This window comes from Polaromonas sp. P1_E12, from assembly GCF_056405975.1.
In genome coordinates this window covers 263,377-289,913 of sequence record NZ_JBFUBB010000006.1, presented here as the reverse complement: position 1 = coordinate 289,913, position 26,537 = coordinate 263,377, and the positions used below count along the sequence as shown (strand labels likewise).

23 protein-coding genes are annotated in these 26,537 nt (G+C 61.4%); all 23 read left to right on the top strand.

Features of this window, described 5'->3' with window-relative positions; all coding sequences use genetic code 11:
* Window positions 1-12: 12 nt before the first annotated feature.
* Window positions 13-1,128, top strand: coding sequence for a 3-dehydroquinate synthase (aroB, locus tag AC1D13_RS18045; RefSeq protein WP_457279730.1), 1,116 nt, complete (start codon window positions 13-15; stop codon window positions 1,126-1,128).
* A 99-nt stretch (window positions 1,129-1,227) separates the two neighbouring features.
* Complete coding sequence (locus tag AC1D13_RS18040) at window positions 1,228-2,424, top strand: deoxyguanosinetriphosphate triphosphohydrolase (protein WP_477690040.1); 1,197 nt, start codon at window positions 1,228-1,230, stop codon at window positions 2,422-2,424.
* Window positions 2,425-2,457: 33 nt separating this feature from the next.
* Window positions 2,458-3,702 carry an MFS transporter gene (locus AC1D13_RS18035; protein ID WP_477690039.1) on the top strand — a complete coding sequence of 415 codons (1,245 nt, stop codon included), beginning with the start codon at window positions 2,458-2,460 and terminating at the stop codon, window positions 3,700-3,702.
* Window positions 3,703-3,894: 192 nt separating this feature from the next.
* A complete protein-coding gene (locus tag AC1D13_RS18030) occupies window positions 3,895-5,043 on the top strand; it encodes an ABC transporter substrate-binding protein (protein ID WP_457279727.1) in 1,149 nt (382 codons plus the stop codon).
* A 110-nt stretch (window positions 5,044-5,153) separates the two neighbouring features.
* The gene (locus tag AC1D13_RS18025) at window positions 5,154-5,864 is read left to right on the top strand and encodes a transposase (RefSeq protein ID WP_477666050.1); all 711 of its coding nucleotides are present in this window, start codon (window positions 5,154-5,156) and stop codon (window positions 5,862-5,864) included.
* 238 nt (window positions 5,865-6,102) lie between these two features.
* Complete coding sequence (locus AC1D13_RS18020) at window positions 6,103-10,848, top strand: glutamate synthase-related protein (protein ID WP_477690038.1); 4,746 nt, start codon at window positions 6,103-6,105, stop codon at window positions 10,846-10,848.
* A gap of 114 nt (window positions 10,849-10,962) precedes the next feature.
* Window positions 10,963-12,441, top strand: coding sequence for a glutamate synthase subunit beta (locus AC1D13_RS18015; protein ID WP_477666051.1), 1,479 nt, complete (start codon window positions 10,963-10,965; stop codon window positions 12,439-12,441).
* A gap of 806 nt (window positions 12,442-13,247) precedes the next feature.
* Window positions 13,248-14,093 carry an ABC transporter ATP-binding protein gene (locus tag AC1D13_RS18010; RefSeq protein WP_457279723.1) on the top strand — a complete coding sequence of 282 codons (846 nt, stop codon included), beginning with the start codon at window positions 13,248-13,250 and terminating at the stop codon, window positions 14,091-14,093.
* A complete protein-coding gene (gene mlaE, locus AC1D13_RS18005) occupies window positions 14,090-14,884 on the top strand; it encodes a lipid asymmetry maintenance ABC transporter permease subunit MlaE (protein ID WP_457279722.1) in 795 nt (264 codons plus the stop codon). Before AC1D13_RS18010 ends, mlaE begins: the two co-directional genes overlap by 4 nt.
* A gap of 131 nt (window positions 14,885-15,015) precedes the next feature.
* The gene (mlaD, locus tag AC1D13_RS18000) at window positions 15,016-15,522 is read left to right on the top strand and encodes an outer membrane lipid asymmetry maintenance protein MlaD (protein WP_457279721.1); all 507 of its coding nucleotides are present in this window, start codon (window positions 15,016-15,018) and stop codon (window positions 15,520-15,522) included.
* Window positions 15,519-16,295: an MlaA family lipoprotein gene (locus tag AC1D13_RS17995; protein ID WP_457279720.1), complete on the top strand. Its 777-nt coding sequence runs from the start codon at window positions 15,519-15,521 to the stop codon at window positions 16,293-16,295. The genes mlaD and AC1D13_RS17995 overlap by 4 nt, the downstream gene beginning before the upstream one ends.
* Window positions 16,296-16,488: 193 nt before the next feature.
* Window positions 16,489-17,130 (top strand): MlaC/ttg2D family ABC transporter substrate-binding protein, encoded by a 642-nt coding sequence (locus tag AC1D13_RS17990; protein WP_457279719.1) that lies wholly within the window; start codon window positions 16,489-16,491, stop codon window positions 17,128-17,130.
* A gap of 14 nt (window positions 17,131-17,144) precedes the next feature.
* Window positions 17,145-17,414 carry an STAS domain-containing protein gene (locus tag AC1D13_RS17985; RefSeq protein WP_457279718.1) on the top strand — a complete coding sequence of 90 codons (270 nt, stop codon included), beginning with the start codon at window positions 17,145-17,147 and terminating at the stop codon, window positions 17,412-17,414.
* 86 nt (window positions 17,415-17,500) lie between these two features.
* On the top strand, window positions 17,501-18,460 hold the full coding sequence (locus AC1D13_RS17980; protein WP_457279717.1) for an ABC transporter ATP-binding protein: 960 nt from the start codon (window positions 17,501-17,503) through the stop codon (window positions 18,458-18,460).
* Between the two features lie 193 nt (window positions 18,461-18,653).
* On the top strand, window positions 18,654-19,409 hold the full coding sequence (locus AC1D13_RS17975) for an ABC transporter permease (protein ID WP_457279716.1): 756 nt from the start codon (window positions 18,654-18,656) through the stop codon (window positions 19,407-19,409).
* Window positions 19,410-19,544: 135 nt separating this feature from the next.
* Window positions 19,545-19,790, top strand: coding sequence for a BolA family protein (locus AC1D13_RS17970; protein WP_457279715.1), 246 nt, complete (start codon window positions 19,545-19,547; stop codon window positions 19,788-19,790).
* Between the two features lie 4 nt (window positions 19,791-19,794).
* Window positions 19,795-21,069: a UDP-N-acetylglucosamine 1-carboxyvinyltransferase gene (murA, locus tag AC1D13_RS17965; protein WP_457279714.1), complete on the top strand. Its 1,275-nt coding sequence runs from the start codon at window positions 19,795-19,797 to the stop codon at window positions 21,067-21,069.
* Window positions 21,066-21,707, top strand: coding sequence for an ATP phosphoribosyltransferase (gene hisG, locus AC1D13_RS17960; RefSeq protein WP_477690037.1), 642 nt, complete (start codon window positions 21,066-21,068; stop codon window positions 21,705-21,707). The genes murA and hisG overlap by 4 nt, the downstream gene beginning before the upstream one ends.
* Before the next feature lie 11 nt (window positions 21,708-21,718).
* Window positions 21,719-23,062 carry a histidinol dehydrogenase gene (gene hisD / locus AC1D13_RS17955; protein WP_477690036.1) on the top strand — a complete coding sequence of 448 codons (1,344 nt, stop codon included), beginning with the start codon at window positions 21,719-21,721 and terminating at the stop codon, window positions 23,060-23,062.
* A complete protein-coding gene (gene hisC / locus AC1D13_RS17950; RefSeq protein WP_477690035.1) occupies window positions 23,059-24,162 on the top strand; it encodes a histidinol-phosphate transaminase in 1,104 nt (367 codons plus the stop codon). Before hisD ends, hisC begins: the two co-directional genes overlap by 4 nt.
* Window positions 24,159-24,767 (top strand): imidazoleglycerol-phosphate dehydratase HisB, encoded by a 609-nt coding sequence (hisB, locus tag AC1D13_RS17945; protein WP_477690034.1) that lies wholly within the window; start codon window positions 24,159-24,161, stop codon window positions 24,765-24,767. The genes hisC and hisB overlap by 4 nt, the downstream gene beginning before the upstream one ends.
* 124 nt (window positions 24,768-24,891) lie before the next feature.
* Complete coding sequence (gene hisH / locus AC1D13_RS17940; RefSeq protein ID WP_457279709.1) at window positions 24,892-25,581, top strand: imidazole glycerol phosphate synthase subunit HisH; 690 nt, start codon at window positions 24,892-24,894, stop codon at window positions 25,579-25,581.
* 94 nt (window positions 25,582-25,675) lie between these two features.
* Window positions 25,676-26,416, top strand: coding sequence for a 1-(5-phosphoribosyl)-5-[(5-phosphoribosylamino)methylideneamino]imidazole-4-carboxamide isomerase (gene hisA / locus AC1D13_RS17935; RefSeq protein WP_332700223.1), 741 nt, complete (start codon window positions 25,676-25,678; stop codon window positions 26,414-26,416).
* Window positions 26,417-26,537 lie beyond the last annotated feature (121 nt).

The following is a 26,537-nucleotide window of genomic DNA, read 5'->3' as shown; positions in this document are numbered from 1 at the left end:
TACACTTCTTCCATGCAAGAAAATTCCTCTTCCGCCGTTGCGACAATCCGGATTGATCTGGCCGAACGCAGCTATCCGATCGTCATTGGCAGCGGGCTTCTGGGAAGCAGCAATACCTATCAGGACGTGCCCAAAGCCGCGACGGCGCTGGTGGTGTCAAACACCACCGTGGCACCGCTGTATGCCGCGCAACTCACCCGGGCGTTGCAACAACGCTATGACAAGGTGCTGCTGGTCACCTTGCCGGATGGTGAAGCCCACAAGGACTGGCCAACCCTGCAATTGATTTTTGATGCGCTGCTGGAAAACGGCTGCGACCGAAAGACGGTGCTGTTTGCCTTGGGCGGTGGCGTGGTCGGCGACATGACCGGCTTTGCCGCGGCCAGCTACATGCGCGGCGTACCATTTGTGCAGGTGCCCACGACATTGCTGGCCCAGGTGGATTCCTCGGTTGGCGGCAAGACGGCGATCAACCACCCACTGGGCAAAAACATGATCGGTGCGTTCTACCAGCCCTTGCAGGTGGTGTGCGACCTGGATGTTCTGGCGACGCTGCCCTCTCGCGAACTGAGTGCGGGCCTGGCCGAGATCATTAAATACGGCCCCATTGCCGACATGGCATTCCTTGAATGGATCGAGACTAACCTGGAAGATCTGCTCGCCAGGGAGCCCGTGGCCATGGCCCACGCCATCCAGCGCAGTTGTGAGATCAAGGCATGGGTTGTAAGCCAGGACGAGCGGGAGTCGGGCTTGCGGGCCATCCTGAATTTCGGTCACACCTTCGGCCACGCGATTGAATCCGGTCTGGGCTATGGGGAATGGCTGCATGGCGAGGGTGTGGGCTGCGGCATGGTGATGGCCGCGCATCTGTCAGAGCGTCTGGGCCTGGTTGACAAGCCTTTTACGGAACGCCTGACCAATCTTGTCCGACGATGCGGCCTGCCGGTGCGAGGACCTGTGCTGTCAACCACCGACAATGCCGGCCGCTATCTCGAACTGATGCGCATCGACAAAAAATCCGAAGCGGGTGAGATAAGGTTTGTTGTGATCGACGGCCCCGGGAAGGCAGCCGTTCGCAGTGCGCCGGATGCCATGGTGCGCAGTGTCATAGATATGTGCTGTGAATAAGCGGCGGAAAATATGGAAGAGGTACCTGAAATTGCTATCAATTCAGGAGCTGCTTGCGCTTGTGAGGTATGGGATTCCGGTCATTTTTATGTTTAATTCATGAATCTCCAACCCTACGCCTGTGACCCTTCGCGTTCGCGCGGCCGCCGCTTTGCCGAGCCTGCTGCGCCAACCCGGTCCGAGTTTCAGCGCGACCGCGACCGTATCGTGCACTCCACCGCTTTTCGGCGCCTGGTGTACAAAACCCAGGTGTTTCTGAATCACGAAGGTGATTTGTTTCGCACCCGGCTGACTCATTCGCTGGAGGTCGCCCAGCTGGGAAGGTCCATCGCCCGCACGCTTCAGCTCAATGAAGATCTCGTGGAAGCCATTGCGCTGGCGCATGACTTGGGCCATACGCCGTTCGGCCATGCCGGCCAGGATGCCTTGAACGCATGTCTGAAAGCCTGTAACCCAGACAGCGCAGGCTTTGAGCACAACCTGCAAAGCCTGCGCGTGGTGGACTCCCTTGAGGAGCGCTATCCGGCGTACAACGGGCTGAACCTGACCTTTGAGACGCGAGAAGGAATCCTGAAGCATTGTTCCAGGCGCAATGCACGCCATATTGAAGCCCGCGAGCCGGACGGTGTTGCCCGCCGGTTCGTAGAGCCCGCTGACGGGCCGCGCTGGCAGCAACCCGGTCTGGAAGCACAACTGGCCAATCTTGCGGACGAAATAGCCTACAACGCACACGATATTGACGACGGCGTGCGCTCCGGCCTGTTAAGCCTGGAGCAACTGGAGGGTGTCGAGCTGTTCGCGCAACACTGCCGGGAAACGCAACTGGCGCACCGGGCGTTGAAAGGCCGGCGGCTGCTGTTCGAGACCATACGGCGCATGCTCAGTGCGCAGGTCTATAACGTGATGGATGCGACATCGCTTGCGATTTACAAGGTTGCCCCTGCCAGCGTGGACGAAGTTCGCAGGCATCCGGCGCTGGTGTGTTTTACCGAAGAAATGGCGATGCAGTCTGCATCCCTCAAACGTTTTTTGCTGCGAAACCTGTACCGCCACCCGAAAGTGGTGGAAACCACGCAGGCTGCCAAGCAGGTAGTTCGTGATCTGTTCGAAGCCTATATGGCCGACCCGGCCCAGATGCCGCAGGCTCACATCGACCGGTTTGACGGCATTGATGCCCCCCATGCGGCGGGCGCAAAACCCGAGAGGGTGGTCGCCGACTACATTGCCGGCATGACAGACCGCTTCGCCGCCAAAGAGCATGAACGTCTTAAGGGGCGCGCAGCCTTTCCGGTCTAAGTGGAGTTGTGGCCGCCCATCGCAGCAAACAACGTGACTGAGCCCCGGCCAACAACAACCCCGAGCCCGAACGCGGCCTGGTACGTGATGGCTGCCGGTGTGGTGGCCGCCCTTTACGTGGGCAAGCTGCCGCCTGCGCTGCCTGTGCTGGGAAAGGTATTGGGCGTGACATTGCTGCAGGCCGGATTTCTGCTGTCGCTGGTGCAGCTGGCGGGTATGGTGCTCGGGCTGCTCATCGGGCTTGTTGTGCAGCGTGCCGGCCTCAAGCGCAGCATGGTGGCCGGGCTGCTGGTGTTGTCCGGTGCCGGCCTGTTGGGCGGCGTGTCTCCCGATGTGCATTGGCTGCTGACCGCACGTGTATTCGAAGGGCTGGGATTCCTCTGGGTGGTGTTACCGGCCCCAGCCCTGATCCGCCAGCTGGTGCCACAAGAGCGACTCAACGGCATGCTGGGAGTCTGGGGCGCCTACATGCCGCTGGGCGCCTCTCTGGCATTGCTGGGAGGCCCCATGATCATCGGCCTGGCCGCACCTGACTGGGGTTGGCGAATCTTGTGGTGGCTTCTGGCCGCGCTGGCCGCAGTGCTGGCTTTGCTGGTCGCGTGGCAAGTTCCTGCACAGGGGCATCTGCATGATGGCATGTCCCCCCGGCAATCGCCGGCTCCTCATTTCCGTGGCGGAGATATTGTCCGCGCGACGCTGCGGTCGCGCGCAGCCTGGTACATGGCTGTTGCTTTTGCGATGTACTCGGGACAGTGGCTTGCTGTGGTCGGTTTCCTGCCGTCCATCTACACCCAGGCTGGCGTGAGCGGTGTGTGGGTGGCATGGCTTACGGCGCTTGCTGCTGCCGTCAATATCATCGGCAACGTCGCGGCAGGCAGGCTGCTGGAGCGTGGTGTACGACCGGTGGTTCTGCTTGGCGCAGGCTTCCTGTCGATGGCTGGAGGCGCACAGCTCGCATTTGCCGTGCAACTGCGCCCGGAAATACAGTACGTGGCCATACTGGTCTTCTCGATGGTGGGTGGCCTGATCCCCGCAACGCTGTTTAACCTGGCCATCCAGCTTGCGCCCCGCCGTGATGCCGTGTCGACCACCGTTGGCTGGGTCCAGCAGTGGTCGGCGCTGGGGCAATTTGCCGGTCCTCCGCTGGTTGCCTGGGTGGCCAGCACTGCGGGAGGATGGCAATGGACGGGTTGGCTTGCGACGGCCGGCTGCGCCATCGCCCTCGTGTTGGCGATCTTGCTTCATCGTCTGCCTGGATCTGCCCGCCAACGCACTTGAACGGGCGTATGTTGGCGTCCCATGCGCATAGGCTTATGACGTGTTGGCATTTCCACGGTGGTTTTTAGAGGTTGCACAGATTACGCTGAGGGCTTGCGCACAATTTGTGACATTTCTTCGGAATATTGAGCGCATGCTGAGGTACGGGCATCAAACCTGCTTTGGCTATTTCGTCTCTCAAAAGGTGTTCTCATGGGTTTCAATCGACGTCAACTAATTCTGCGCGGGGTTTCCGCGGGCGCTGCGGTAGCAAGCCCTGCGCTCTGGGCTCAAAGCAAAACCAGCCGCAAAATCGTTCTTGGCCAATCGGTGCCCTTGACAGGTGCAGCCGACCAGATCGGCCTGGCGTATCTGAATGGGGCAAAGATTTATTTCGACGCCATCAATGCAAAGGGCGGTGCCGGCGGTCACAAGATCGAAGTCAAGACACTCGACGACGGCTACAACCCGGCCAAGGCTGCCGCCAATGCCAAGCAGTTGATCGACGAAGGCGTCGACGCGCTGTTCGGCTTTGCCGGAACAGCCAGCTGCGACGCCGCGTTTGCCGCTTCCAAGGCATCCGGGGCGCTCTTTTTCGCACCTTTTGCAGCATCGGATGCGTTGCATGATCCTGCGCTGGCAAACATCTTTCATGTGCGCCCGGCGCTGGCTGACGAGGCCTACAAAATTGCACGCCACTGCGCCACCCTCAACCAGGACCGTATCGGTGTATTTGCCGAAGATGACGCCATGGGGCGGGGCGGCCTTGCCGCGGTGAACCAGGCCCTGATCGACCTGAAGCGCCCAGCCATCGTTGGCAGCGCCCTGTCGCCGGTCAACAGCGACAAGGTCGATGCTGCCGTGGCGCAGCTGATGAAGGCGCAACCCCAAGCCGTTATTCAGGTCAGCCTGTTCAATTCCTCGGCGGCTTTCATCCGCAAGATGCGCCAGGCCGGGTTTGGCGGTCAGTTCCTCAATTTCTCCGTGGTGGGGATTGACCCGCTGTTCAGCGCGCTGGGCAAAGAGATCGGCGGGGTTGTTATCTCGCAAGTGGTGCCTTCGCCGCGCAGCACCGGCACGCCCATCATCAAGGAATACCTGGATGTGCTGAACCAGACCGACCAGACGCCCAGCTATGAAAGTGTTGAGGGCTATATTGCGGCCAAAACGTTTGCCGAAGGCGTGCGCCGCAGCGCGGCCGGCAGCGGCAAGCCCGACCGGGCAGGCCTGCAAAAGGCGTTTGAAACCATGACCGACTACGACGTGGGGGGCTTTCGCGTCAACCTGCGCCCGAAGAAATACGAATCGGTGCGGGCGATTGATCTCGTCACCATCACGCCTGACGGCAAAGTCGTTCGTTAAGCGCCCTTGTTCCGGGGCGTTCTAACAGCGCTTCGATGGACTCGCAGCAGGCGGAAAAAATCGGGGTCAGATTCCTTTTATCATGATGCAAACTCTCGGTATTGCATTCCATGGCCCGCCTTCCCCGTCTGACGCTCCCCGGTTACCCGCACCACATCATTCAGCGGGGAAATAACCGGCAAGCTGTCTTTTCTTCGGCCGCCGACCACCAGGTGTTTTTGGCGTTGCTCGAAGAAAGCGCCCGCAAGTTCGGCGTTGCCCTGCATGCGTACGTGCTGATGGACAACCATTTCCATTTACTGGCGACGCCTTCCACAGCGGACAGCCTGCCGCAGATGATGCAAGCTGCCGGGCGGCGCTATGTGCGTTACTTCAACGACAGCCAGGGCCGCTCCGGCACCTTGTGGGAAGGGCGTTACCGGGCCACCGTGATCGAGGCCGAGCGCTACCTGCTGGCGTGCATGGCCTATATGGACCTCAATCCAGTCCGCGCGGGACTGGTGGCCGAGGTCAAAGACTATCCGTGGTCCAGCTACGGCCATTACGCAGGCCTGCGGGTCGACGGCCTGCTCACGCCACACCCGATGGTCTGGGCATTGGGCAACACGCCGTTCGCCCGTGAAGTGGCCTACGCCGGACTGGTGCGCGCCGGCATCACGCTGGAGCAGCAAGACCAGCTGACCCGATCCGCCCTGAGTGGCTGGGCCCTGGGTGGAGATGGCTTTTTGGCGGAGTTGCAAAAGCGCACAGAGCGCCGTGTCACCAGGAACCAGGCGGGACGCCCACCCCTGCGCGTGGCTGAGGGCCCGGATGATGAATAACTTCATATTTATCAAGGCTTGACGCGCTTGACTTTAATATGTCCCCAATTTATTGTTGATTAAATTAATCGACATTTAATTGGAATCTGACCCCATTTAAACCACTTGGCATTGTTGTTGCAATGCAATATGCTCCCATTCCCTGCGAAAAATTATGAACCTTGCGGATGGAAGCGTTGCCATGCCTTTTCTAAGGCCGCGCGGCACCGCCGTCATCCCCAACTGACGAGGAATTGCCATGACCACGGCTGCTGAAATCAAACATTTTGAAGAAAACGGTTTGTACTCCGGTGCAAACGAACATGACGCCTGCGGCGTCGGCTTCGTGGCGCACATCAAAGGGCACAAAAGCCACGCCATCGTCCAGCAAGGCCTGAAAATCCTCGAAAATCTCGACCATCGGGGTGCAGTGGGCGCTGACAAATTGATGGGTGACGGCGCCGGCATTTTGATTCAGCTGCCCGACGCGCTGTATCGCGAAGAAATGGCCAGCCAGGGCGTGCAGCTGCCGCCGCCCGGTGAGTACGGCGTCGGCATGGTGTTTCTGCCCAAAGAGCACGCATCCCGCCTGGCGTGCGAGCAGGCGCTGGAGCGCGCCGTCAAGGCTGAGGGCCAGGTGCTGCTGGGCTGGCGCGACGTGCCGGTCAACCGCGACATGCCCATGTCGCCCACCGTGCGCGAAAAAGAGCCCATCCTGCGCCAGATCTTCATCGGTCGCGGCAACGATGTGATCGTGCAGGACGCGCTGGAGCGCAAGCTGTACGTGATCCGCAAAACCGCCAGCGCCGCCATCCAGAACCTGCGCCTGACGCACAGCAAAGAATATTACGTGCCCAGCATGTCCAGCCGCACGGTGGTCTACAAAGGCCTGCTGCTGGCCGATCAAGTGGGCACCTACTACCGCGACCTGACCGACCCACGTTGCGTCTCGGCGCTTGGCCTGGTGCATCAGCGCTTTTCCACCAACACCTTCCCCGAGTGGCCACTGGCCCATCCCTACCGCTATGTGGCCCACAACGGCGAGATCAACACCGTCAAGGGCAACTACAACTGGATGAAGGCGCGTGAAGGCGTGATGTCCTCGCCAGTGCTCGGCGCCGACCTGCAAAAGCTCTATCCGATCAGCTTTGCCAGCCAGTCCGACACCGCGACCTTCGACAACTGCCTCGAGTTGCTGACCATGGCCGGCTATCCCATCAGCCAGGCCGTGATGATGATGATCCCCGAGCCCTGGGAGCAACACACCACCATGGACGAGCGCCGCAAGGCCTTCTATGAATACCACGCCGCCATGCTCGAGCCCTGGGACGGCCCGGCCTCCATCGTCTTCACCGACGGCCGCCAGATCGGCGCCACGCTGGACCGCAACGGCCTTCGTCCTTCGCGCTATTGCGTGACCGACGATGACCTCGTCATCATGGCCTCCGAATCCGGCGTGCTGCCGATTCCTGAGCACAAGATCGTGCGCAAATGGCGCCTTCAGCCCGGCAAGATGTTCCTGATCGACCTCGAACAGGGCCGCATGGTCGACGACGAGGAAATCAAGGCCACGCTGGCCCACAGCAAGCCCTACAAGCAGTGGATTGAAAATCTGCGCATCAAGCTGGACGACGTGGCCGGCAAGGCCGCCAAGACCTCTCCGGTCACTGTGCCCGCGGCTTCGAACCTTGCCCTGCTTGATCGCCAGCAGGCCTTTGGCTACACGCAGGAAGACATCAAATTCCTGATGTCCCCGATGGCCGCCAACGGCGAAGAAGCCACCGGTTCCATGGGCAACGACAGCCCGCTGGCCGTGCTGTCCAACAAGAACAAGCCGCTCTACAACTACTTCAAGCAGTTGTTTGCACAGGTGACCAACCCGCCCATCGACCCGATCCGCGAAGCCATCGTGATGTCGCTGGTGTCGTTCATCGGCCCCAAGCCCAACCTGCTGGACATCAACCAGGTCAATCCGCCGATGCGGCTGGAAGTCAGCCAGCCGGTGCTCAACGTGGCCGACATGCAAAAGCTGCGCGATATCGAGTCGCACACCCAGGGCAAGTTCAAGAGCTACACCCTGGACATCACCTATCCGCTGGCCTGGGGCCATGAAGGTGTCGAGGCCAAGCTGGCTTCGCTGTGCGCCGAGGCGGTCGACGCGATCAAGGACGGCAAGAACATCCTGATCATCAGCGACCGCGGCATCAGCGCCACGCAGGTTGCCATTCCGGCCTTGCTGGCTCTTTCCGCCATTCACCAGCACCTGGTGAAAGAAGGCCTGCGCACCACGGCCGGCCTGGTGGTCGAAACCGGCTCCGCCCGCGAAGTGCACCACTTTGCCGTGCTGGCCGGCTACGGCGCCGAAGCCGTGCACCCCTACCTCGCCATGGAAACGCTGGCCGAGCTGTCCAAAGGACTGCCGGGCGACCTCAGCACCGACAAGGCCGTCTACAACTACACCAAGGCCATCGGCAAGGGCCTGTCCAAGATCATGTCCAAGATGGGCGTGTCGACCTACATGAGCTACTGCGGCGCGCAACTGTTCGAGGCCATCGGCCTGAACCGTGACACCGTGGCCAAGTTCTTCACCGGCACGGCCAGCCAGGTCGAAGGCATGGGCGTGTTCGAGATCGCCGAAGAAGCGCTGCGCATGCATCGCGCCGCCTTCAGCGACGACCCGGTGCTGGCCAACATGCTGGACGCCGGCGGCGAATACGCCTGGCGCGTGCGTGGCGAAGACCACATGTGGACGCCCGACGCGATTGCCAAGCTGCAGCATTCCACGCGTTCCAACAACTGGAACACCTACAAGGAATACGCCCAGCTGATCAACGACCAGAACCGCCGTCATATGACGCTGCGCGGCCTGTTCGAGTTCAAGATTGACCCTTCCAAAGCCATCCCGATTGATGAAGTCGAGCCGGCCAAAGAGATCGTCAAGCGCTTTGCCACCGGCGCCATGTCGCTGGGCTCCATCAGCACCGAAGCCCATGCCACGCTGGCTGTGGCCATGAACCGCATCGGCGGCAAGAGCAACACGGGCGAGGGCGGTGAAGACCCGAACCGTTACCGGCAAGAGCTCAAAGGCATCCCGATCAAGAAGGGCGAGACGCTGAAAAGCGTGATCGGCCCTAAGCAGGTTGAGGTAGATTTGCCGCTGCAAGACGGCGACTCGCTGCGCTCGCGCATCAAGCAGGTGGCGTCCGGCCGATTTGGCGTCACGGCCGAATACCTGGTGTCGGCCGACCAGATCCAGATCAAGATGGCGCAGGGCGCCAAGCCCGGCGAAGGTGGCCAGCTGCCCGGCGGAAAAGTCAGCGAATACATCGGTTCGCTGCGTTACTCGGTGCCGGGTGTCGGTTTGATCTCGCCACCGCCGCACCACGACATCTACTCGATCGAAGACCTGGCCCAGCTGATCCACGATTTGAAGAACGTGAACCCGCGCGCCAGCATCAGCGTCAAGCTGGTGAGTGAGGTCGGCGTAGGAACCATTGCAGCGGGCGTGGCCAAGGCCAAGTCCGACCACGTGGTGATTGCCGGCCACGACGGCGGCACGGGTGCTTCGCCCTGGTCGTCCATCAAGCATGCCGGCTCGCCCTGGGAAATTGGCCTGGCCGAAACGCAGCAGACCCTGGTGCTCAACCGCCTGCGCGGCCGCATCCGTGTGCAGGCCGACGGCCAGATGAAAACCGGCCGCGACGTCATCATCGGCGCGCTGTTGGGCGCCGATGAGTTCGGTTTTGCCACCGCACCGCTGGTGGTTGAGGGCTGCATCATGATGCGCAAGTGCCACCTCAACACCTGCCCTGTTGGCGTGGCCACACAAGACCCGGTGCTGCGCCAGAAATTCAGCGGCAAGCCCGAGCATGTGGTCAATTACTTCTTCTTTGTCGCCGAAGAGGCGCGGCAGCTGATGGCGCAGCTCGGCGTGCGCAAGTTTGACGACCTGATCGGCCGCGCCGACCTGCTCGACACGCAAAAAGGCATCGAGCACTGGAAGGCCAGTGGCCTTGATTTCGCCCGCCTGTTCTACCAGCCCAACGTGCCGGCCGACGTGCCGCGTATGCACGTCATGGAGCAAGACCACGCGCTCGAAAAAGCGCTGGACTTGCGTCTGATCGAAAAGTCCAAAGCTGCGATTGAAAAGGGCGAAAAAGTCCAGTTCATCGAGGTGGCGCGCAACGTCAACCGCACCGTCGGCGCCATGCTGTCGGGCGAGCTGACACGCCACCATCCGCAAGGCCTGCCCGACGACACGCTGCGCATCCAGCTCGAAGGCACGGGCGGCCAATCTTTCGGCGCCTTCCTGGCCAAAGGCATCACCATGTACCTGATCGGTGACGCCAACGACTACACCGGCAAGGGCCTGTCGGGCGGCCGTATCGTCGTGCGCCCGAGTATCGACTTCCGCGGCGACGCGGTGAAGAACACCATCGTCGGCAACACCGTGCTGTACGGCGCGACCACCGGCGAAGCCTTCTTCAGCGGCGTGGCCGGTGAACGTTTTGCCGTGCGGCTCTCGGGCGCCACGGCGGTTGTTGAAGGCACGGGTGACCACGGTTGCGAATACATGACGGGCGGCACCGTCGCGGTGCTGGGCAAGACCGGCCGCAACTTCGCCGCCGGCATGAGCGGCGGCGTGGCTTATGTGTATGACGAAGATGGTTTGTTCGCCACGCGTTGCAACACTTCCATGGTGTCGATGGACCGCATCGTCACCACGGCCGAGCAGCACACCCATGACAAGGCCGACTGGCATGCCGAACAAAGCGATGAGGAATTGCTCAAGCGCCTCTTGCAAGACCACAACCGCTGGACCGGCAGCAAGCGCGCGCGCGAGTTGCTCGACAACTGGAGCGAGTCACGCCTGAAGTTTGTGAAGGTCTTCCCGAACGAATACAAGAAGGCGCTGATTGAGCGCAAGGAACGCCGCCTGGAAGCCGCGACCGAAACCACACGGGTCCAGGTCGCCACCAACCAGGAAGCGGTGGCGGCCAAGTAAGGCTGCTGAAGCTCTCACGCCACCTTACGTTTGCTATTAAATTTATAGCTGCTTGCGCTCATTCTTAAAGGGCTGGCGGCATAAAACGCTTAAAAGAATTGCACAGGACGCATCATGGGAAAAATCACCGGCTTCATGGAATACGAGCGCATCGAAGAGGGCTACAAGCCCGTGCCGGAGCGCCTGAAGAACTACAAGGAATTTGTCATCGGGCTGGACGACGCGCAGGCCAACAAGCAGGCCGCGCGCTGTATGGACTGCGGCACGCCGTTTTGCAACAGCGGCTGCCCCGTCAACAACATCATTCCAGACTTCAACGACATGGTGTTTCGCGCCGACTGGAAAAACGCCATCGACACGCTGCACAGCACCAACAACTTCCCCGAGTTCACTGGTCGCATCTGCCCGGCACCCTGCGAAGCCGCCTGCACGCTGAACGTGAATGACGACGCCGTCGGCATCAAGTCCATCGAGCACGCCATCATCGACCGCGCCTGGTCCGAAGGCTGGGTCAAGCCTGTGATGCCCAAGCACAAGACCGGCAAGAAGGTTGCCGTGGTCGGCTCCGGTCCCGCCGGCATGGCCGCCGCGCAGCAGTTGGCGCGCGCCGGCCATGAGGTGACGCTGTTTGAGAAGAACGACCGTATCGGTGGCCTGCTGCGCTACGGTATCCCTGACTTCAAGATGGAAAAGGTCCATATCGATCGCCGCGTCGAGCAAATGAAGGCCGAAGGCGTGAACTTCCGCACCGGCGTGATGGTGGGCAGCATCAAAGACCCGTTGGGCAAGGATTCCAAAGTCACCAACTGGGCCAAAGAAAGCATCACCCCCGAGCAGCTGCAAAAAGACTTCGATGCCGTGATCCTCACGGGCGGCGCCGAGCAGTCGCGCGACCTGCCCGTGCCCGGCCGCGACCTCGACGGCGTTCATTTCGCGATGGAATTTTTGCCCCAGCAAAACAAGATCAACGCCGGTGACAAGGTCAAAGGCCAGCTGCGCGCCGACGGCAAGCACGTCATCGTGATTGGCGGCGGCGACACCGGTTCCGACTGCGTGGGCACCAGCAACCGCCACGGCGCGGTCAGCGTCACCCAGTTTGAACTGATGCCCCAGCCGCCCGAGGAAGAAAACCGCCCCATGACCTGGCCTTACTGGCCGATCAAGCTGCGTACATCTTCCAGCCACGAAGAAGGCTGCGAGCGCGAGTTCGCCATCTCCACCAAGGAACTGATCGGCGAAAAAGGCAAAGTCACGGGCCTGAAGACCGTTCGTGTCGAATGGAAAGACGGCAAGATGGTGGAAGTGCCAGGCTCCGAGCAAACCCTCAAGGCCGACCTGGTGCTGCTGGCCATGGGCTTTATCTCGCCGGTGGCGTCGGTTCTGGATGCGTTCGGCATCGAAAAAGACAACCGTGGCAATGCCAAGGCCCATACCGACTTCACCGGCGGCTATGCCACGAATGTGCCCAAGGTGTTTGCCGCCGGCGACATCCGCCGTGGCCAGAGCCTGGTGGTATGGGCGATTCGCGAAGGCCGTCAGGCCGCGCGCGCGGTCGACGAGTTCCTGATGGGCTTTAGCGACTTGCCGCGTTAATCGCCGCGCCCGGCCTTCGCAAATCGCCCCAAGGGGCGGTTAAGTAAACCCCAAGCTCGCGCTTGGGGTGCGCGTAGGCCGCCAGGCCGCGCGTGCGGTCGACGAGTTCCTGATGGGCTTTAGCGACTTGCCGCGTTAATCGCCGCACGCGGCCTTCGCAAATCGCCCCAAGGGGCGGTTAAATAAACCCCAAGCTCGCGCTTGGGGTGCGCGTAGGCCGCCAGGCCGCGCGTGCGGTGGACGAGTTCCTGATGGGCTTTAGCGACTTACCCCGCTAAGCGCTGCGCCCGGCCTTCACAAATCGCCCCAAGGGGCGGTTAAATAAACCCCAAGCTCGTGCTTGGGGTGCGTAGGCCCCGCCAGGCCGCGCGCGCGGTCGACGAGTTCCTGATGGGCTTCAGCGACCTGCGTCGCTAAGCGCCGCGCCCGGCGTTTATAAATCGCCAAAAAGGGGCGATTGAGAGGCCCAAGCTGGTGCCCGGATTGCGTGAAATGGTGCCAAACCTCCAGAAATCACCCAATTGGCGTGACGGTCCGTTGCGCTTTGCGCACATCTGCCTGGTTGGCAAATAACACCGAAAAACCCGGACGCTATCAAAAAAATAGCTGCTTGCGCTGGATAGTCGCGGCTTGCGGCCACTATCTGCCCGATAAAGCGGCAGCCTTTTTGGGCTACCCGCGCTGCTTTAGGCCGCACAGCCCAAGGTTTTTGGTTTCCGTTCAGGGACTGTATAAGGGCAAACCCCGTATCATTCGGTATTACTTACCCAAGCCAACACGCCTGCTGGCCTGTCTTTTCTCCTTCAATGCCCGACATTTCCGCATCATCATTGGTTGAGTTCAAGGATGTGACGTTTTCCTATCCCGGCTCTGCCGGTGATCGCGTCATCCTGGACAAGGTCACGCTGTCCGTGCCTCGCGGCAAGGTTACCGCGCTGATGGGCGCTTCAGGAGGCGGCAAAACCACCGTCCTGCGCCTCATCGGCGGGCAGCAAAAGGCTGTCAGCGGCGCTGTGCTGTTCGACGGCAAGGACGTCGGCAAGCTGGCCCAGGCGGAACTCTATGCCGCTCGCCGCCGCATGGGCATGCTGTTCCAGTTCGGTGCGTTGTTCACCGATCTGAGTGTTTTCGACAATGTGGCGTTTCCCTTGCGCGAGCACACCGAATTGGGTGAGGCCCTGATCCGCGATATCGTGCTGATGAAACTCAATGCGGTGGGCCTGCGCGGCGCGCGGGACCTGCTGCCCAGCGAAATTTCGGGCGGCATGGCCCGGCGGGTCGCGCTGGCGCGGGCCATTGTGCTGGACCCGGAACTCATCATGTACGACGAACCGTTCTCGGGGCTCGATCCGATCTCGCTCGGTACCGCCGCGCAGCTCATACGCCAGCTCAACGATACGCTGGGCATTACCAGCGTGGTGGTGTCGCATGATCTGGAAGAAACCTTCCGCATTGCCGACAAGGTCATCATCCTGGCCAATGGCGGCATTGCGGCGCAGGGCACACCTGACGAGGTGCGTCGCTCCACCGATCCGCTGGTGCACCAGTTCGTCAATGCGGAAAGCGAAGGCCCCGTGAAATTCCACTATCCGGGCCCCACTGTGGATGCCGATTTCGGCAACCCGGCGGCCAAATCAGGGAAGCGCGCATGAGCCGCTATAGCCCTGTCGCCCTGATTTCCGGCCTCGGTTTTTCCGTGCGCAGCCAGCTGGCCGAACTGGGCTACGCCGCGCGGTTGATGTCCCGGCTGGTGGCCCTCACCGGCCCCGCCCTGGCCCGCTTTGGCCTGGTGCGCGACCAGATTTTCTTTTTGGGCAACTACTCGCTGGCCATCATTGCCGTGTCGGGCCTGTTTGTCGGTTTTGTGCTGGGCCTGCAGGGCTACTACACGCTGCAGCGCTATGGCTCGGCAGAAGCGCTGGGCTTGCTGGTGGCGCTCAGCCTCGTTCGCGAACTCGGGCCTGTGGTCACTGCTTTGCTGTTTGCCGGCCGCGCCGGCACGGCGTTGACGGCCGAAATCGGCCTGATGAAAGCCGGCGAACAGCTCTCAGCCATGGAAATGATGGCGGTGGACCCGGTGCGGCGCATCCTGGCGCCCCGTTTCTGGGGCGGCATCATCGCCATGCCCCTGCTGGCTGCCGTGTTCAGCGCCGTGGGCATCATGGGTGGCTGGCTGGTGGGCGTGGTCATGATCGGTATTGATGCGGGCTCCTTCTGGAGCCAGATGCAGTCCGGTGTCGATGTCTGGCGCGACGTAGGTAACGGCATCATCAAGAGTTTTGTGTTTGGCGTCACCGTCACTTTTGTGGCCTTGCACCAGGGTTTCGAGGCTCAGCCGACGCCTGAGGGCGTGTCGCGCGCGACCACGCGGACCGTGGTGGTTGCATCGCTGGCCGTGCTGGGGCTGGATTTCCTGCTGACCGCCTCGATGTTCAGCCTTTAAAACCGTCTTCATACATTTTTAATTCCCCCATGAGAAAATCCTGCTTCCCAGTGTTTGCCTTGGGTGAACCCCGCAAGGACAAAACAGCCCGGAATGGCGAAGACGCCGGACCAGGCCACTGAAAGAAAACGATGCAACGTTCCAAAAATGATCTGTGGGTGGGTTTGTTCGTGTTGATTGGCGGCGCCGCCATCCTGTTTCTGGCGCTCAAGTCCGCGAATCTGCTCAGCCTGAATTTCGATACCTCCTACAAGGTGACGGCGAAATTCGACAACATTGGTGGCCTCAAGCCGCGAGCCGCGGTCAAAAGCGCTGGCGTGGTAGTGGGCCGGGTTGAAAATATCACTTTCGACGACAAGTCCTACCAGGCCAGCGTCAATCTGGCCATGGAAAGCCGTTACGTATTCCCGAAAGACAGCTCGCTGAAGATTTTGACCAGCGGATTGCTGGGCGAGCAGTACATCGGCGTGGAGGCCGGTGGGGACGAGAAAAATCTTGCCGCAGGGGACGTGGTCAAAAACACGCAGTCTGCCGTGGTGCTTGAGAATCTGATCAGCCAGTTTTTATATAGCAAGGCGGCAGACAGCAGTTCCGGATCAGGGTCTGCGCCGCCATCAGGGACGCCAGAAAAAAAATGACAGCAGAAATCACGATGAAAAAACCGGCCGGCTGGGCTGCGGCAGTGCTTGCACTGGCACTTCTCCAGGGGTGTGCTACCGGTCCCAATGCGAGCCCGTCCGATCCGCTGGAGCCGTTCAACCGGACCATGTTCAATTTCAATGATGGTGTGGACCGCGCCGTCGTCAAACCCGTGGCAACCGCGTACCGGGATATCACGCCTGCGCCTGTGCGCACCGGTGTCACCAATTTCTTCGGCAACATTTCCGACGTGTGGTCCACCGTCAACAACCTGCTCCAGGGTAAAGGCCAGGCTTCTGTCGAAAGTTTTTTCCGCGTCACGACCAATACCATCTGGGGCGTGGGCGGCATTTTTGACGTTGCCAGCGATCTGAAGATTCCCAAGCACTCGGAAGATTTTGGCCAGACGCTCGGCGTTTGGGGTGTGGGCTCGGGCCCCTACCTCGTGCTGCCTTTGCTGGGCCCTTCTTCCGCGCGTGATTCGGTAGGTTCGCTGGTTGATTACCAGGGCGACCTGGTAAGCCGGATCGACAATGTCCGTGCCCGCAATTCCCTGACGACTTTGCGCCTGGTGAATGCCAGGGCCAACGTGCTCGGGGCCGGTGATGTCCTGGACCAGGCCGCACTCGACAAATACAGCTTCACCCGCGAAATCTACCTGCAGCGCCGCCGTAGCCTGATAGGCGGGACTTCGGTGGAAAAAGAGGAACGTTACGATTTGCCGGAAGGCACATCGGCCGCCCCAGCGGCACCAGCCTCCGCCGCCAAATAGCGTCCTGCCGGGTGTGAACAGGGGTCAAAAGGCTGTTGATTGCAAACAATATTTACAAGACTGCCGTAAAACTTCATTCACAGCCCGGAAACCATCCCGCAGAATAACCATCGAACCATCGGTTGCAACAGTGACGTATCCGTAGAGGTACAGCAATTTCCGCAACCGCATGCTTCGTCATAGAAGGAAAATCATGAAACGTAGAACACTTGGCCATTTATTTACCGCCGCCCTCAGCCTGGCCCTGATGGGGTCCGCACCGTTCGTTCGCGCAGCCGATGAGGCACCCGATGCCCTGATCAAGCGCGTTTCGGCCGATGTGCTGGACAACATCAAGACGGACAAGGCTGTAAAAGCCGGTGACCTCACCCGGGTGCTCGCACTCGTCGACAGCAAGATCATGCCCAATGTGAACTTCACGCGCATGACGGCCTCTGCCGTCGGCCGCAACTGGCGCCAGGCCACGCCTGAGCAGCAAAAGAAGCTTCAGGACGAGTTCAAGGTCCTGCTGATCCGCACCTATTCCGGCGCACTGGCACAGGTCAGCGACCAGAGTGTCAATGTCAAGCCGCTGCGCGCGGCTCCGGAAGACACTGAAGTCGTCGTCCGCACCGAAGTTCTGGGCCGGGGCGACCCAATCCAGCTGGACTACCGCATGGAAAAAACCGCCACGGGCTGGAAGATCTATGACCTCAATGTGTTGGGCGTCTGGCTGGTGGAAACTTACCGCACCCAGTTCGCCCAGGAAATCAGCGCCAAGGGCGTTGATGGCCTGATCGCGTCTCTGGTTCAGCGCAACCAGTCCAATACCGGCGCAGGCGCCAAGAAATCCTGAGCGGCAACTGCGCCATGCTGACACTCCCTTCCGCCTTGACCCATGCGGTGGCTGCCGGTTTTTCTCACGGCCTGAAGCAGGCCGTGTTGTCGCAGCCGGGCGGGGTGGTGGTGGATGCGAGCGCACTCACCGAGTTTGATTCTTCCGCTCTGGCCGTCCTGCTTGAATGCCGCCGTGAGGCGCTGGCCGCCGGCAAGGGGTTCACGGTCACCGGCTTGCCTGTCCGCTTGCGCCAGCTGGCAGGCCTTTATGGCGTGGCGGAGCTGGTGCCTGCCACGGCCTGAGCCGTACCGCTGCGGCACCGGCCGCCCCCAGGGCATTCAGGTACCTGCCGGGATAAAACGGCGCCAGCCCTTAAAATGATGGGCTAATGCCAGCGATCTCATTTCAGTCCGTCTCCAAAACCTATTCCTCTGCGCGAAGCCAAACAGGCCCCATTGTCCGGGCGCTTGACGACGTCAGTTTTGACATCCGGCAGGGTGAGTTTTTTGGGCTGCTCGGTCCCAACGGCGCCGGCAAAACCTCTCTCATCAGCATACTCGCCGGCCTTTCGCGTGCCAGCAGCGGCCGGGTCCTGGTGCATGGCAGCGACGTGCTCACCGACTATGCCAATGCAAGGCGAAAGCTCGGCGTCGTACCCCAGGAACTGGTGTTCGACCCCTTTTTCTCCGTGCGCGAGGCGCTGCGCATCCAGTCCGGCTATTTCGGCATCAAACGCAACGACGACTGGATCGACGAACTGCTGGTCAGCCTGGGGCTGGCCGACAAAGCCAATGCCAACATGCGCCAGCTCTCCGGCGGCATGAAACGCCGCGTGCTGGTGGCGCAGGCGCTGGTGCACAAGCCGCAGGTCATCGTGCTCGACGAACCCACCGCCGGCGTTGATGTGGAACTGCGCCAGACGCTGTGGCAGTTCATCGCCAAACTCAACAAGCAGGGCAGCACGGTGCTACTGACTACGCACTACCTCGAAGAAGCCGAGGCTTTGTGCAGCCGCATCGCCATGCTCAAGCAGGGGCGGGTGGTGGCGCTGGCTCAGACTTCCGAGCTGCTCAAGGCAGCTTCGTCGAACGTGTTGCGCTTCAAGATCGACAGCGAATTGCCGGTGCACCTGGCCGCGCAGGCCCGTATCACCGGGCGCATCGTGCAGTTCCCGGCGCACAACGCCAATGAAATCGAACAATACCTCGCGGCCATCCGTGAGGCGGGGCTGGTCGCGGAAGACGTTGAAATCCGCAAGGCCGACCTGGAAGATGTGTTCCTGGACGTAATGAACAAAAAGCCGGCCGGAGAAGCCACCGAACTGAATTTAATGGGAGTGGCAACATGATCGCGTTCATCCGGGGAAGGGCCGTGCGCCGCGCCGGGCCGCCCCAAGCAAGCACAGCCCCCGAGGGGCTGGAGCCTGCGGCTCCAAAGCTGCTTGAGCAGCTTTGGACAGGCGACAGAGGCGAAGCGTCTCGCGAGCCGCGGCCTGCAAGGCCTCGCGTAGTACGCGAAGCGACAAGCGTGGGGGCTTTTGAATGACTGGCTGGCAAACACTGCTCTACAAGGAAACCCTGCGCTTCTGGAAAGTGGGTTTCCAGACGGTCGGAGCCCCGGTGTTGACCGCCGTGCTCTACATGCTGATCTTTGGCCACGTGCTGCAGGACCAGGTCAAGGTTTACGACCAGGTCAGCTACACCGCCTTCCTGGTGCCCGGACTCGTGATGATGAGCGTGTTGCAGAACGCATTTGCCAACAGCTCTTCCTCGCTGATCCAGAGCAAGATCATGGGCAGCCTGGTGTTTGTGCTGCTCACGCCGCTGTCGCATTGGCACTGGTTTTTTGCGTACGTCGGCTCGTCCGTCGCGCGTGGCCTGCTGGTGGGTACCGGCGTGTTTGCCGTCACCGTATTTTTCGGCCAACCCGCCTTTGTGGCGCCGCTGTGGATTGTGCTGTTTGCGGTACTGGGCGCTGCCATGCTGGGCGCGCTGGGCGTCATCGCCGGGCTGTGGTCTGAAAAGTTCGACCAGATGGCGGCCTTCCAGAATTTCGTCATCATGCCCATGACCTTCCTGAGCGGCGTGTTTTATTCGATTCACTCGCTGCCGCCTTTCTGGCAAAAGGTCAGCCACCTGAATCCGTTTTTCTACATGATTGACGGGTTCCGTTACGGATTTTTCGGCGTCAGCGATGTTTCGCCCTGGCTGAGCCTGGGTATCGTGACCACCGCGCTGCTGGTCGTAAGTGGTGTCGCGGTCAACATGCTGCGCACAGGCTACAAAATCAGACACTAGAGATATGGCCCCCACGTTCGCGCACTTCGTGTCGCTCTCTGCCCCCCGAGGGGGCGCTGCGCCTGCGGCCTGGCAAAGCCAGTTCCGCGGCCCCTGCTTGCGAAGACACTCGTCTCATGCCTCAATAGAAAACTTATGACCAGCGAAGAACTTCAATCCATCATCACCGCAGGCCTGCCGTGCGAACATATCGAACTGTCGGGCGACGGCCGCCATTGGTACGCGACAATCATCTCCAGCGCCTTTGAGGGCCTGCGCTTGATCCAGCGCCACCAGAAGGTGTACGCCACGCTGGGTGGCCGCATGCAGACCGACGAAGTGCATGCGCTGTCGATGAAAACGTATACGCCCACCGAATGGGCCAACAACAACACGCAATAAGAACATGGACAAATTACTCATCAGGGGCGGCAAATCACTCGCCGGCACGGTCGAAATTTCCGGTGCCAAGAATGCCGCGCTCCCGGAACTGTGTGCAGCCCTGCTGACAGCCGACACGGTGACGCTGCAGAATGTGCCGCGCCTGCAGGATGTGGCCACCATGCTCAAGCTGGTGCGCAACATGGGTGTGCAGGCCGAACGCAGCCAGGACGTGCCCAGCACCGTGGTGCTCAATGCCGGCGGCCTGAGCTCACCCGAAGCCCCTTATGAGCTCGTCAAAACCATGCGCGCTTCCGTGCTGGCCCTCGGCCCGCTGCTGGCGCGCTTTGGCGAGGCGACCGTGTCGCTGCCCGGCGGCTGCGCCATTGGTTCGCGGCCGGTCGACCAGCACATCAAGGGTATGCAGGCCATGGGCGCTGAAATTGCCGTGGAGCACGGCTACATGATCGCCAAGCTGCCGGCTGGTCAGAAGCGGCTCAAGGGCACCAGCATTACCACCGACATGGTGACGGTCACCGGCACTGAAAACTTCCTGATGGCGGCCAGCCTGGCAGAAGGCGAAACCATCCTGGAGAACGCCGCGCAGGAGCCCGAGATTGGCGACCTGGCTGAAATGCTCATCAAGATGGGCGCAAAGATTGAAGGCCACGGCACGCGCCGCATCCGCATTCAGGGTGTCGAGCGCCTGCATGGCTGCACCCACCAGGTGGTGGCCGATCGCATTGAAACCGGCACCTTTTTGTGCGCGGTGGCCGCTGCCGGTGGTGACGTGGTTTTGAAGCATGGCCGAGCCGACCACCTCGACGCGGTGATCGACAAGCTGCGCGAAGCCGGCGCCGTGGTAACGGCGGGCGAAGGCTTTATCCGCATCCAGGCCAGCGGCCGAATGAAGGCGCAATCCTTCCGCACGACTGAATACCCCGGCTTCCCGACCGACATGCAGGCGCAGTTCATGGCGCTGAACGCCATCGCACAGGGCAGCAGTACGGTGACCGAGACGATTTTTGAAAACCGCTTCATGCACGTCAACGAGATGGTGCGCCTGGGCGCGAAGATTCAGATCGAAGGCAAGGTCGCGGTCATGGAGGGCGTTGAAAAGCTGTCGGGTGCCACCGTGATGGCCACTGATTTGCGCGCCTCCGCCAGCCTGGTGATTGCCGGTCTGGTGGCCGAAGGTGAAACCATGGTGGACCGTATTTACCATCTGGATCGCGGCTACGACCAGATGGAAGCCAAGCTGCGCGGAATCGGTGCCGACATAGAGCGAGTCAAAGCATGATCACGCTTGCTTTATCCAAGGGCCGCATCTTCGACGACATCCTGCCGCTGCTTAAAAGCGCCGGCATCGAGGTGCTGGACGACCCGGAAAAATCCCGCAAGCTGATCCTGGACACCAACCAGCCTGGCCTGCGCGTGGTGCTGGTGCGCGCCACCGACGTGCCCACCTATGTACAGTACGGCGGTGCCGATCTCGGCGTGGTCGGCAAAGACACGCTGATCGAATCCGGCAGCCAGGGCCTGTACCAGCCGCTCGATTTGCAAATCGCCAAATGCCGCATCAGTGTGGCCGTGCGCGAGGGCTTTGACTACGCCGCCGCCGTGCGCCAGGGCTCGCGCCTGAAAGTGGCCACCAAGTACGTGGCGATTGCCCGGGAGTTTTTCGCCACCAAGGGCGTGCACGTCGACCTGATCAAGCTCTACGGCAGCATGGAGTTGGCGCCGCTCACAGGCCTGGCCGACGCCATCGTCGACCTCGTCTCCACCGGCAGCACGCTCAAGGCCAACCACCTGGTCGAGGTCGAACGCATCATGGACATCAGCTCGCACCTGGTCGTGAACCAGACCGCGCTCAAGCTCAAGCAAGAGCCCATCCGCAAGCTGATCGATGCCTTCGCCGCCGCCACGGCCACACCTTGAGTCTTGATGCTATGAAATTAATAGCTGCTCCCGCACGACTGTCAACGGTCTCGGCAACTTTTGACGCTGATTTCAAGGCGCGGCTGCATTGGTCCGCCGACACTGACGCGGCCATCGAGCAGCGCGTGGCCGACATCCTGGCCGATGTGCAACAGCGCGGCGATGCGGCGGTGCTGGAATACACGGCGCGTTTTGACGGGCTGGATGTCTCTTCCATGGGTCAGCTTGAACTCACCCAGGCCGAGCTGAAAGCCGCGTTCGACGCCATCCCGGCCGCCCAGCGCGACGCCCTCGAAGCCGCCGCGCGCCGCGTGCGCAGCTATCACGAGGCCCAGAAGAAGGCCAGCGGCGAAAGCTGGAGCTACCGTGATGAAGACGGCACCCTGCTGGGCCAGAAGGTCACACCGCTGGACCGCGTCGGCATCTATGTGCCCGGCGGCAAGGCGGCCTACCCCTCGTCGGTGCTGATGAACGCGATTCCCGCCCACGTGGCCGGTGTCGGCGAAATCATCATGGTGGTTCCCACGCCCAAGGGCGAGAAGAACGCCCTGGTGCTGGCCGCCGCCTACGTGGCCGGGGTCACCCGCGCCTTCACCATCGGCGGCGCGCAGGCCGTGGCCGCGCTGGCCTACGGCACGCAAACCGTGCCCAAGGTCGACAAGATCACCGGCCCCGGCAATGCTTACGTGGCCAGTGCCAAAAAGCGCGTTTTCGGCACGGTGGGCATCGACATGATTGCCGGCCCGTCTGAAATTCTGGTGCTGGCCGATGGCAGCACGCCCGCCGACTGGGTGGCCATGGACTTGTTCAGCCAGGCCGAGCATGATGAGCTGGCCCAAAGCATCCTGCTGTGCCCCGACGCCGCCTATATCGATGCCGTGCAGGCTGCGATTGACCGGCTGCTGCCCGAAATGCCGCGCGCCGAGATCATCGCCAAGTCCCTCACCGGCCGCGGCGCGCTGATCCACACCCGCAGCATGGAAGAGGCCTGCGAGATCAGCAATCGCATTGCCCCCGAACACCTCGAAGTCTCCAGCCACGACCCGCACAAGTGGGAGCCTCTGCTCAAACACGCCGGCGCGATCTTCCTGGGCGCCTACACCAGCGAATCGCTGGGCGACTACTGCGCCGGCCCCAACCACGTGCTGCCCACCAGCGGCACGGCGCGCTTCAGTTCGCCACTGGGTGTCTACGACTTCCAGAAGCGCTCCAGCCTGATCGAAGTCAGCGAAGCCGGTGCGCAGGTTCTCGGCAAGATCGCCGCTGAACTCGCTTATGGCGAAGGCTTGCAGGCGCATGCCCGCGCCGCCGAAATGCGTTTGAAGACCGTTCCGGCGATGAGAAAGACCAAATGACTTCATCCTCTGGGGCGCTCGCGCCCAAGCTCAAAAAACTGATCCGCCAGGACGTGCAGTCCATGCACGCCTACGCCATCCAGGAATCGGCCGGCATGGTCAAGCTTGATGCCATGGAAAATCCGCACCGCCTCCCGGCATCGCTGCAGGCCCATCTGGGCCAGCGTCTGGGCGCGCTGGCGCTGAACCGCTACCCGGATGGCCGCGTGAATGACTTGCGCCGTGCGCTGGCCGATTACGCGCAGATGCCCGAGGGCTTTGACATCATGCTGGGCAATGGCTCGGACGAGCTGATCTCGCTGCTGGCCATGGCCTGCGATGTGGAAGGGGGCTCCATATTGGCGCCGCTGCCGGGCTTTGTGATGTACGCCATGAGCGCGCAGCTGCAAGGTCTTAAATTCATCGGCGTGCCGCTGACGGCCGACTTTGAGCTCGATGAGGCCGCCATGCTGGCCGCCATTGCCGAACACCAGCCGTCCATCGTCTACCTGGCTTACCCCAACAACCCCACGGCCAACCTGTGGGATGACACGGTGATTGAAAAAATCATCGAAGCCGTGGGCGAACAAGGTGGCCTGGTCGTGATGGACGAGGCCTACCAGCCGTTTTCCAGCAAAAGCTACATCGACCGCATCGCCAGGCATGGCCATGTGCTGCTGATGCGCACCCTGAGCAAGTTCGGCCTGGCCGGTGTGCGCATCGGCTACATGATGGGCCCGAAAGCGCTGATTGCCGAAATCGACAAGGTGCGCCCGCCCTACAACATCAGCGTGCTCAACTACGAATGTGCGCTGTTCGCGCTGGAGCACCAGGGTGAATTCGCCGCCCAGGCCGCGGAGCTGGTGGCTCAACGTGCTGTGTTGCTGCAGGCCCTGGCCGGCATGGCGGCCAAAGGCGTCAAAGCCTGGAAAAGCGACGCCAACATGATCCTGGTGCGCGTGCCCGACGCCGCCAAAACCTTTGAGGGCATGAAATCGCGCAAGGTCCTGGTCAAAAACGTTTCTAAAATGCACCCATTGCTGGCCAATTGTTTGCGCCTGACGGTCGGCACCGCGGACGAGAACGTGCAAATGCTGGCGGCGCTTGAAAAATCCCTATGACCACCCCTATCCACGCTCCCCGCATTGCCGAGGTTTCACGCAACACCGCCGAAACCCAGATCATCGTCAAGCTCAACCTGGACGGCACCGGTAAAGCCAGCCTTTCCACGGGCATAGGCTTTTTCGACCACATGCTGGACCAGATCGCCCGCCACGGCCTGATCGACCTCGACATCCAGGCCAAGGGCGATTTGCACATTGACGGCCACCACACGGTGGAAGACGTGGGCATCACGCTGGGCCAGGCCGTGGCCAAGGCTGTGGGAGACAAAAAAGGCCTGCGCCGCTACGGCCACGCCTATGTGCCGCTCGACGAGGCGCTGTCGCGCGTGGTGGTCGATTTTTCGGGCCGTCCGGGCCTCGAGATGCATGTTCCTTTCAAGAGCGGCATGATCGGCACCTTCGACAGCCAGCTCGCCTACGAATTCTTCCAGGGCTTTGTGAACCACGCCTTTGTGACCTTGCACATCGACAACCTCAAGGGCGAGAACGCCCACCACCAGGCCGAAACCGTGTTCAAGGCATTTGCCCGCGCGCTGCGCATGGCGCTGGAGATCGATCCGCGCGCCGCAGGCGTGATTCCATCGACCAAGGGTTCGCTGTAACCCCTTCGCACTCAACGCCGGGAACACGTCCAATCCTTGTTTTAATGCCTGTTTTTGCCTCCAGACCAATGGTGACGGGCGCAAGCAGCTATTAAATTCGTAGCAAACTACCTTTCGACTTTCAATGGCAAAACCCAAAACAGTCGCCGTGGTCGACTACGGCATGGGCAACCTGCACTCCGTGTCACAGGCTGTTCGCCATGTGGCGGGCGGCAGCGGCTTTGACGTGCTGGTCACCTCCCGGGCCGAAGATGTGATGTCGGCCGAACGCATCGTGCTGCCTGGCCAGGGCGCCATTGCCGACTGCATGCGCGAGCTCGCAGATTCCGGCATGCTGGAGTCGGTGCTGCACGCTGCGGCCAACAAGCCGCTGTTCGGTGTTTGTGTTGGCATGCAGATGCTGCTGAGCCACAGCGACGAAGGCCAGCCCGGCGACGGCGGCGTGGGTACCACCGGCCTCGGATTAATCCCTGGGGAGGTCACCAAATTCGAGCTGGCCGGCAAAATCCAGCCCGACGGCAGCCGTTACAAGGTGCCGCAGATGGGCTGGAACCAGGTTTACCAAAATGGTGCGGGCACGGCCAGGGCCCACCCGGTCTGGGCTGGAGTTCCCGACGGCGCGTACTTTTATTTTGTACACAGCTTTTATGCCCGGCCGTCGGATGCACGCCACATCGCGGGGGAGGCCGACTACGGCGCGCGCTTTACGGCGGCGATTGCACGCGATAATATTTTTGCCACCCAGTTCCACCCCGAAAAGAGTGCCGACCACGGGCTGGCCCTGTACCGCAATTTCCTGCACTGGAATCCCTGAATACCTTGGGTCAGACCCGGTACCGGGGCGTCCGGCTTTTTGTTACCCTGAGCGTCCGTTTTGTCCTTTACCGTTTTACCGTCTTTAACCGCACATGCTACTTATCCCCGCGATTGACCTGAAAGACGGTCACTGCGTCCGCCTCAAACAGGGCGACATGGATCAATCCACCATCTTCAGCGAAGACCCGGCCGCCATGGCGCGCAGCTGGGTCGACAAGGGCGCGCGCCGCCTGCACCTGGTGGATTTGAATGGCGCCTTTGCAGGCAAGCCCAAGAATGAGGCTGCCATCAAGCAGATACTGGCCGAGGTCGGCAGCGAAATCGACGTGCAGCTGGGCGGCGGCATCCGTGACCTGGACACCATCGAGCGCTACCTTGACGCCGGCCTGCGCTACGTCATCATCGGCACCGCAGCCGTCAAGAACCCCGGTTTTCTGCAAGACGCCTGCACGGCCTTCGGCGGCCACATCATCGTCGGCCTGGACGCCAAGGACGGCAAGGTCGCCACCGACGGCTGGAGCAAGATGACCGGCCATGAGGTCATCGACCTCGGCAAGAAATTCCAGGACTACGGCGTCGAATCCATCATCTACACCGACATCGGCCGCGACGGCATGCTGACCGGCATCAACATCGACGCCACCGTCAAGCTCGCCCAGGCGCTGACGATTCCCGTGATCGCCTCCGGCGGCCTTTCGAACATGGCCGACATCGAAAAGCTCTGCGAGGTCGAGGAAGAGGGCGTGGAAGGTGTGATCTGCGGGCGCTCGATTTACAGCGGTGATCTCGATTTTGAGAAAGCTCAGGCGAGAGCCGACGAACTAAACGGATGACCACTGCTGCAATAAATAGCGGCGCTGCGCCCCAAGCAAGCAGGGGCCGCGGAACCGGCTCTGCCGGGCCGCAGGCGCAGCGGCCCCCTCGGGGGGCAGGAAGCCACACGCAGTGGGCGAC

Excerpts from the sequence above, each read along its gene's own strand:
- AC1D13_RS18040 (WP_477690040.1), top strand. The coding sequence starts at position 1,228 with ATGAATCTCCAACCCTACGCCTGTGACCCTTCGCGTTCGCGCGGCCGC.
- hisG (WP_477690037.1), top strand. The coding sequence starts at position 21,066 with ATGATCACGCTTGCTTTATCCAAGGGCCGCATCTTCGACGACATCCTG.
- AC1D13_RS18025 (WP_477666050.1), top strand. The coding sequence starts at position 5,154 with ATGGCCCGCCTTCCCCGTCTGACGCTCCCCGGTTACCCGCACCACATC.
- AC1D13_RS17990 (WP_457279719.1), top strand. The coding sequence starts at position 16,489 with ATGAAACGTAGAACACTTGGCCATTTATTTACCGCCGCCCTCAGCCTG.
- AC1D13_RS17985 (WP_457279718.1), top strand. The coding sequence starts at position 17,145 with ATGCTGACACTCCCTTCCGCCTTGACCCATGCGGTGGCTGCCGGTTTT.
- hisC (WP_477690035.1), top strand. The coding sequence starts at position 23,059 with ATGACTTCATCCTCTGGGGCGCTCGCGCCCAAGCTCAAAAAACTGATC.
- AC1D13_RS17995 (WP_457279720.1), top strand. The coding sequence starts at position 15,519 with ATGACAGCAGAAATCACGATGAAAAAACCGGCCGGCTGGGCTGCGGCA.
- hisH (WP_457279709.1), top strand. The coding sequence starts at position 24,892 with ATGGCAAAACCCAAAACAGTCGCCGTGGTCGACTACGGCATGGGCAAC.
- AC1D13_RS18010 (WP_457279723.1), top strand. The coding sequence starts at position 13,248 with ATGCCCGACATTTCCGCATCATCATTGGTTGAGTTCAAGGATGTGACG.
- murA (WP_457279714.1), top strand. The coding sequence starts at position 19,795 with ATGGACAAATTACTCATCAGGGGCGGCAAATCACTCGCCGGCACGGTC.
- hisD (WP_477690036.1), top strand. The coding sequence starts at position 21,719 with ATGAAATTAATAGCTGCTCCCGCACGACTGTCAACGGTCTCGGCAACT.
- AC1D13_RS18020 (WP_477690038.1), top strand. The coding sequence starts at position 6,103 with ATGACCACGGCTGCTGAAATCAAACATTTTGAAGAAAACGGTTTGTAC.
- hisB (WP_477690034.1), top strand. The coding sequence starts at position 24,159 with ATGACCACCCCTATCCACGCTCCCCGCATTGCCGAGGTTTCACGCAAC.
- mlaD (WP_457279721.1), top strand. The coding sequence starts at position 15,016 with ATGCAACGTTCCAAAAATGATCTGTGGGTGGGTTTGTTCGTGTTGATT.
- AC1D13_RS18030 (WP_457279727.1), top strand. The coding sequence starts at position 3,895 with ATGGGTTTCAATCGACGTCAACTAATTCTGCGCGGGGTTTCCGCGGGC.
- mlaE (WP_457279722.1), top strand. The coding sequence starts at position 14,090 with ATGAGCCGCTATAGCCCTGTCGCCCTGATTTCCGGCCTCGGTTTTTCC.
- aroB (WP_457279730.1), top strand. The coding sequence starts at position 13 with ATGCAAGAAAATTCCTCTTCCGCCGTTGCGACAATCCGGATTGATCTG.
- AC1D13_RS17970 (WP_457279715.1), top strand. The coding sequence starts at position 19,545 with ATGACCAGCGAAGAACTTCAATCCATCATCACCGCAGGCCTGCCGTGC.
- AC1D13_RS17975 (WP_457279716.1), top strand. The coding sequence starts at position 18,654 with ATGACTGGCTGGCAAACACTGCTCTACAAGGAAACCCTGCGCTTCTGG.
- AC1D13_RS17980 (WP_457279717.1), top strand. The coding sequence starts at position 17,501 with ATGCCAGCGATCTCATTTCAGTCCGTCTCCAAAACCTATTCCTCTGCG.
- AC1D13_RS18015 (WP_477666051.1), top strand. The coding sequence starts at position 10,963 with ATGGGAAAAATCACCGGCTTCATGGAATACGAGCGCATCGAAGAGGGC.
- hisA (WP_332700223.1), top strand. The coding sequence starts at position 25,676 with ATGCTACTTATCCCCGCGATTGACCTGAAAGACGGTCACTGCGTCCGC.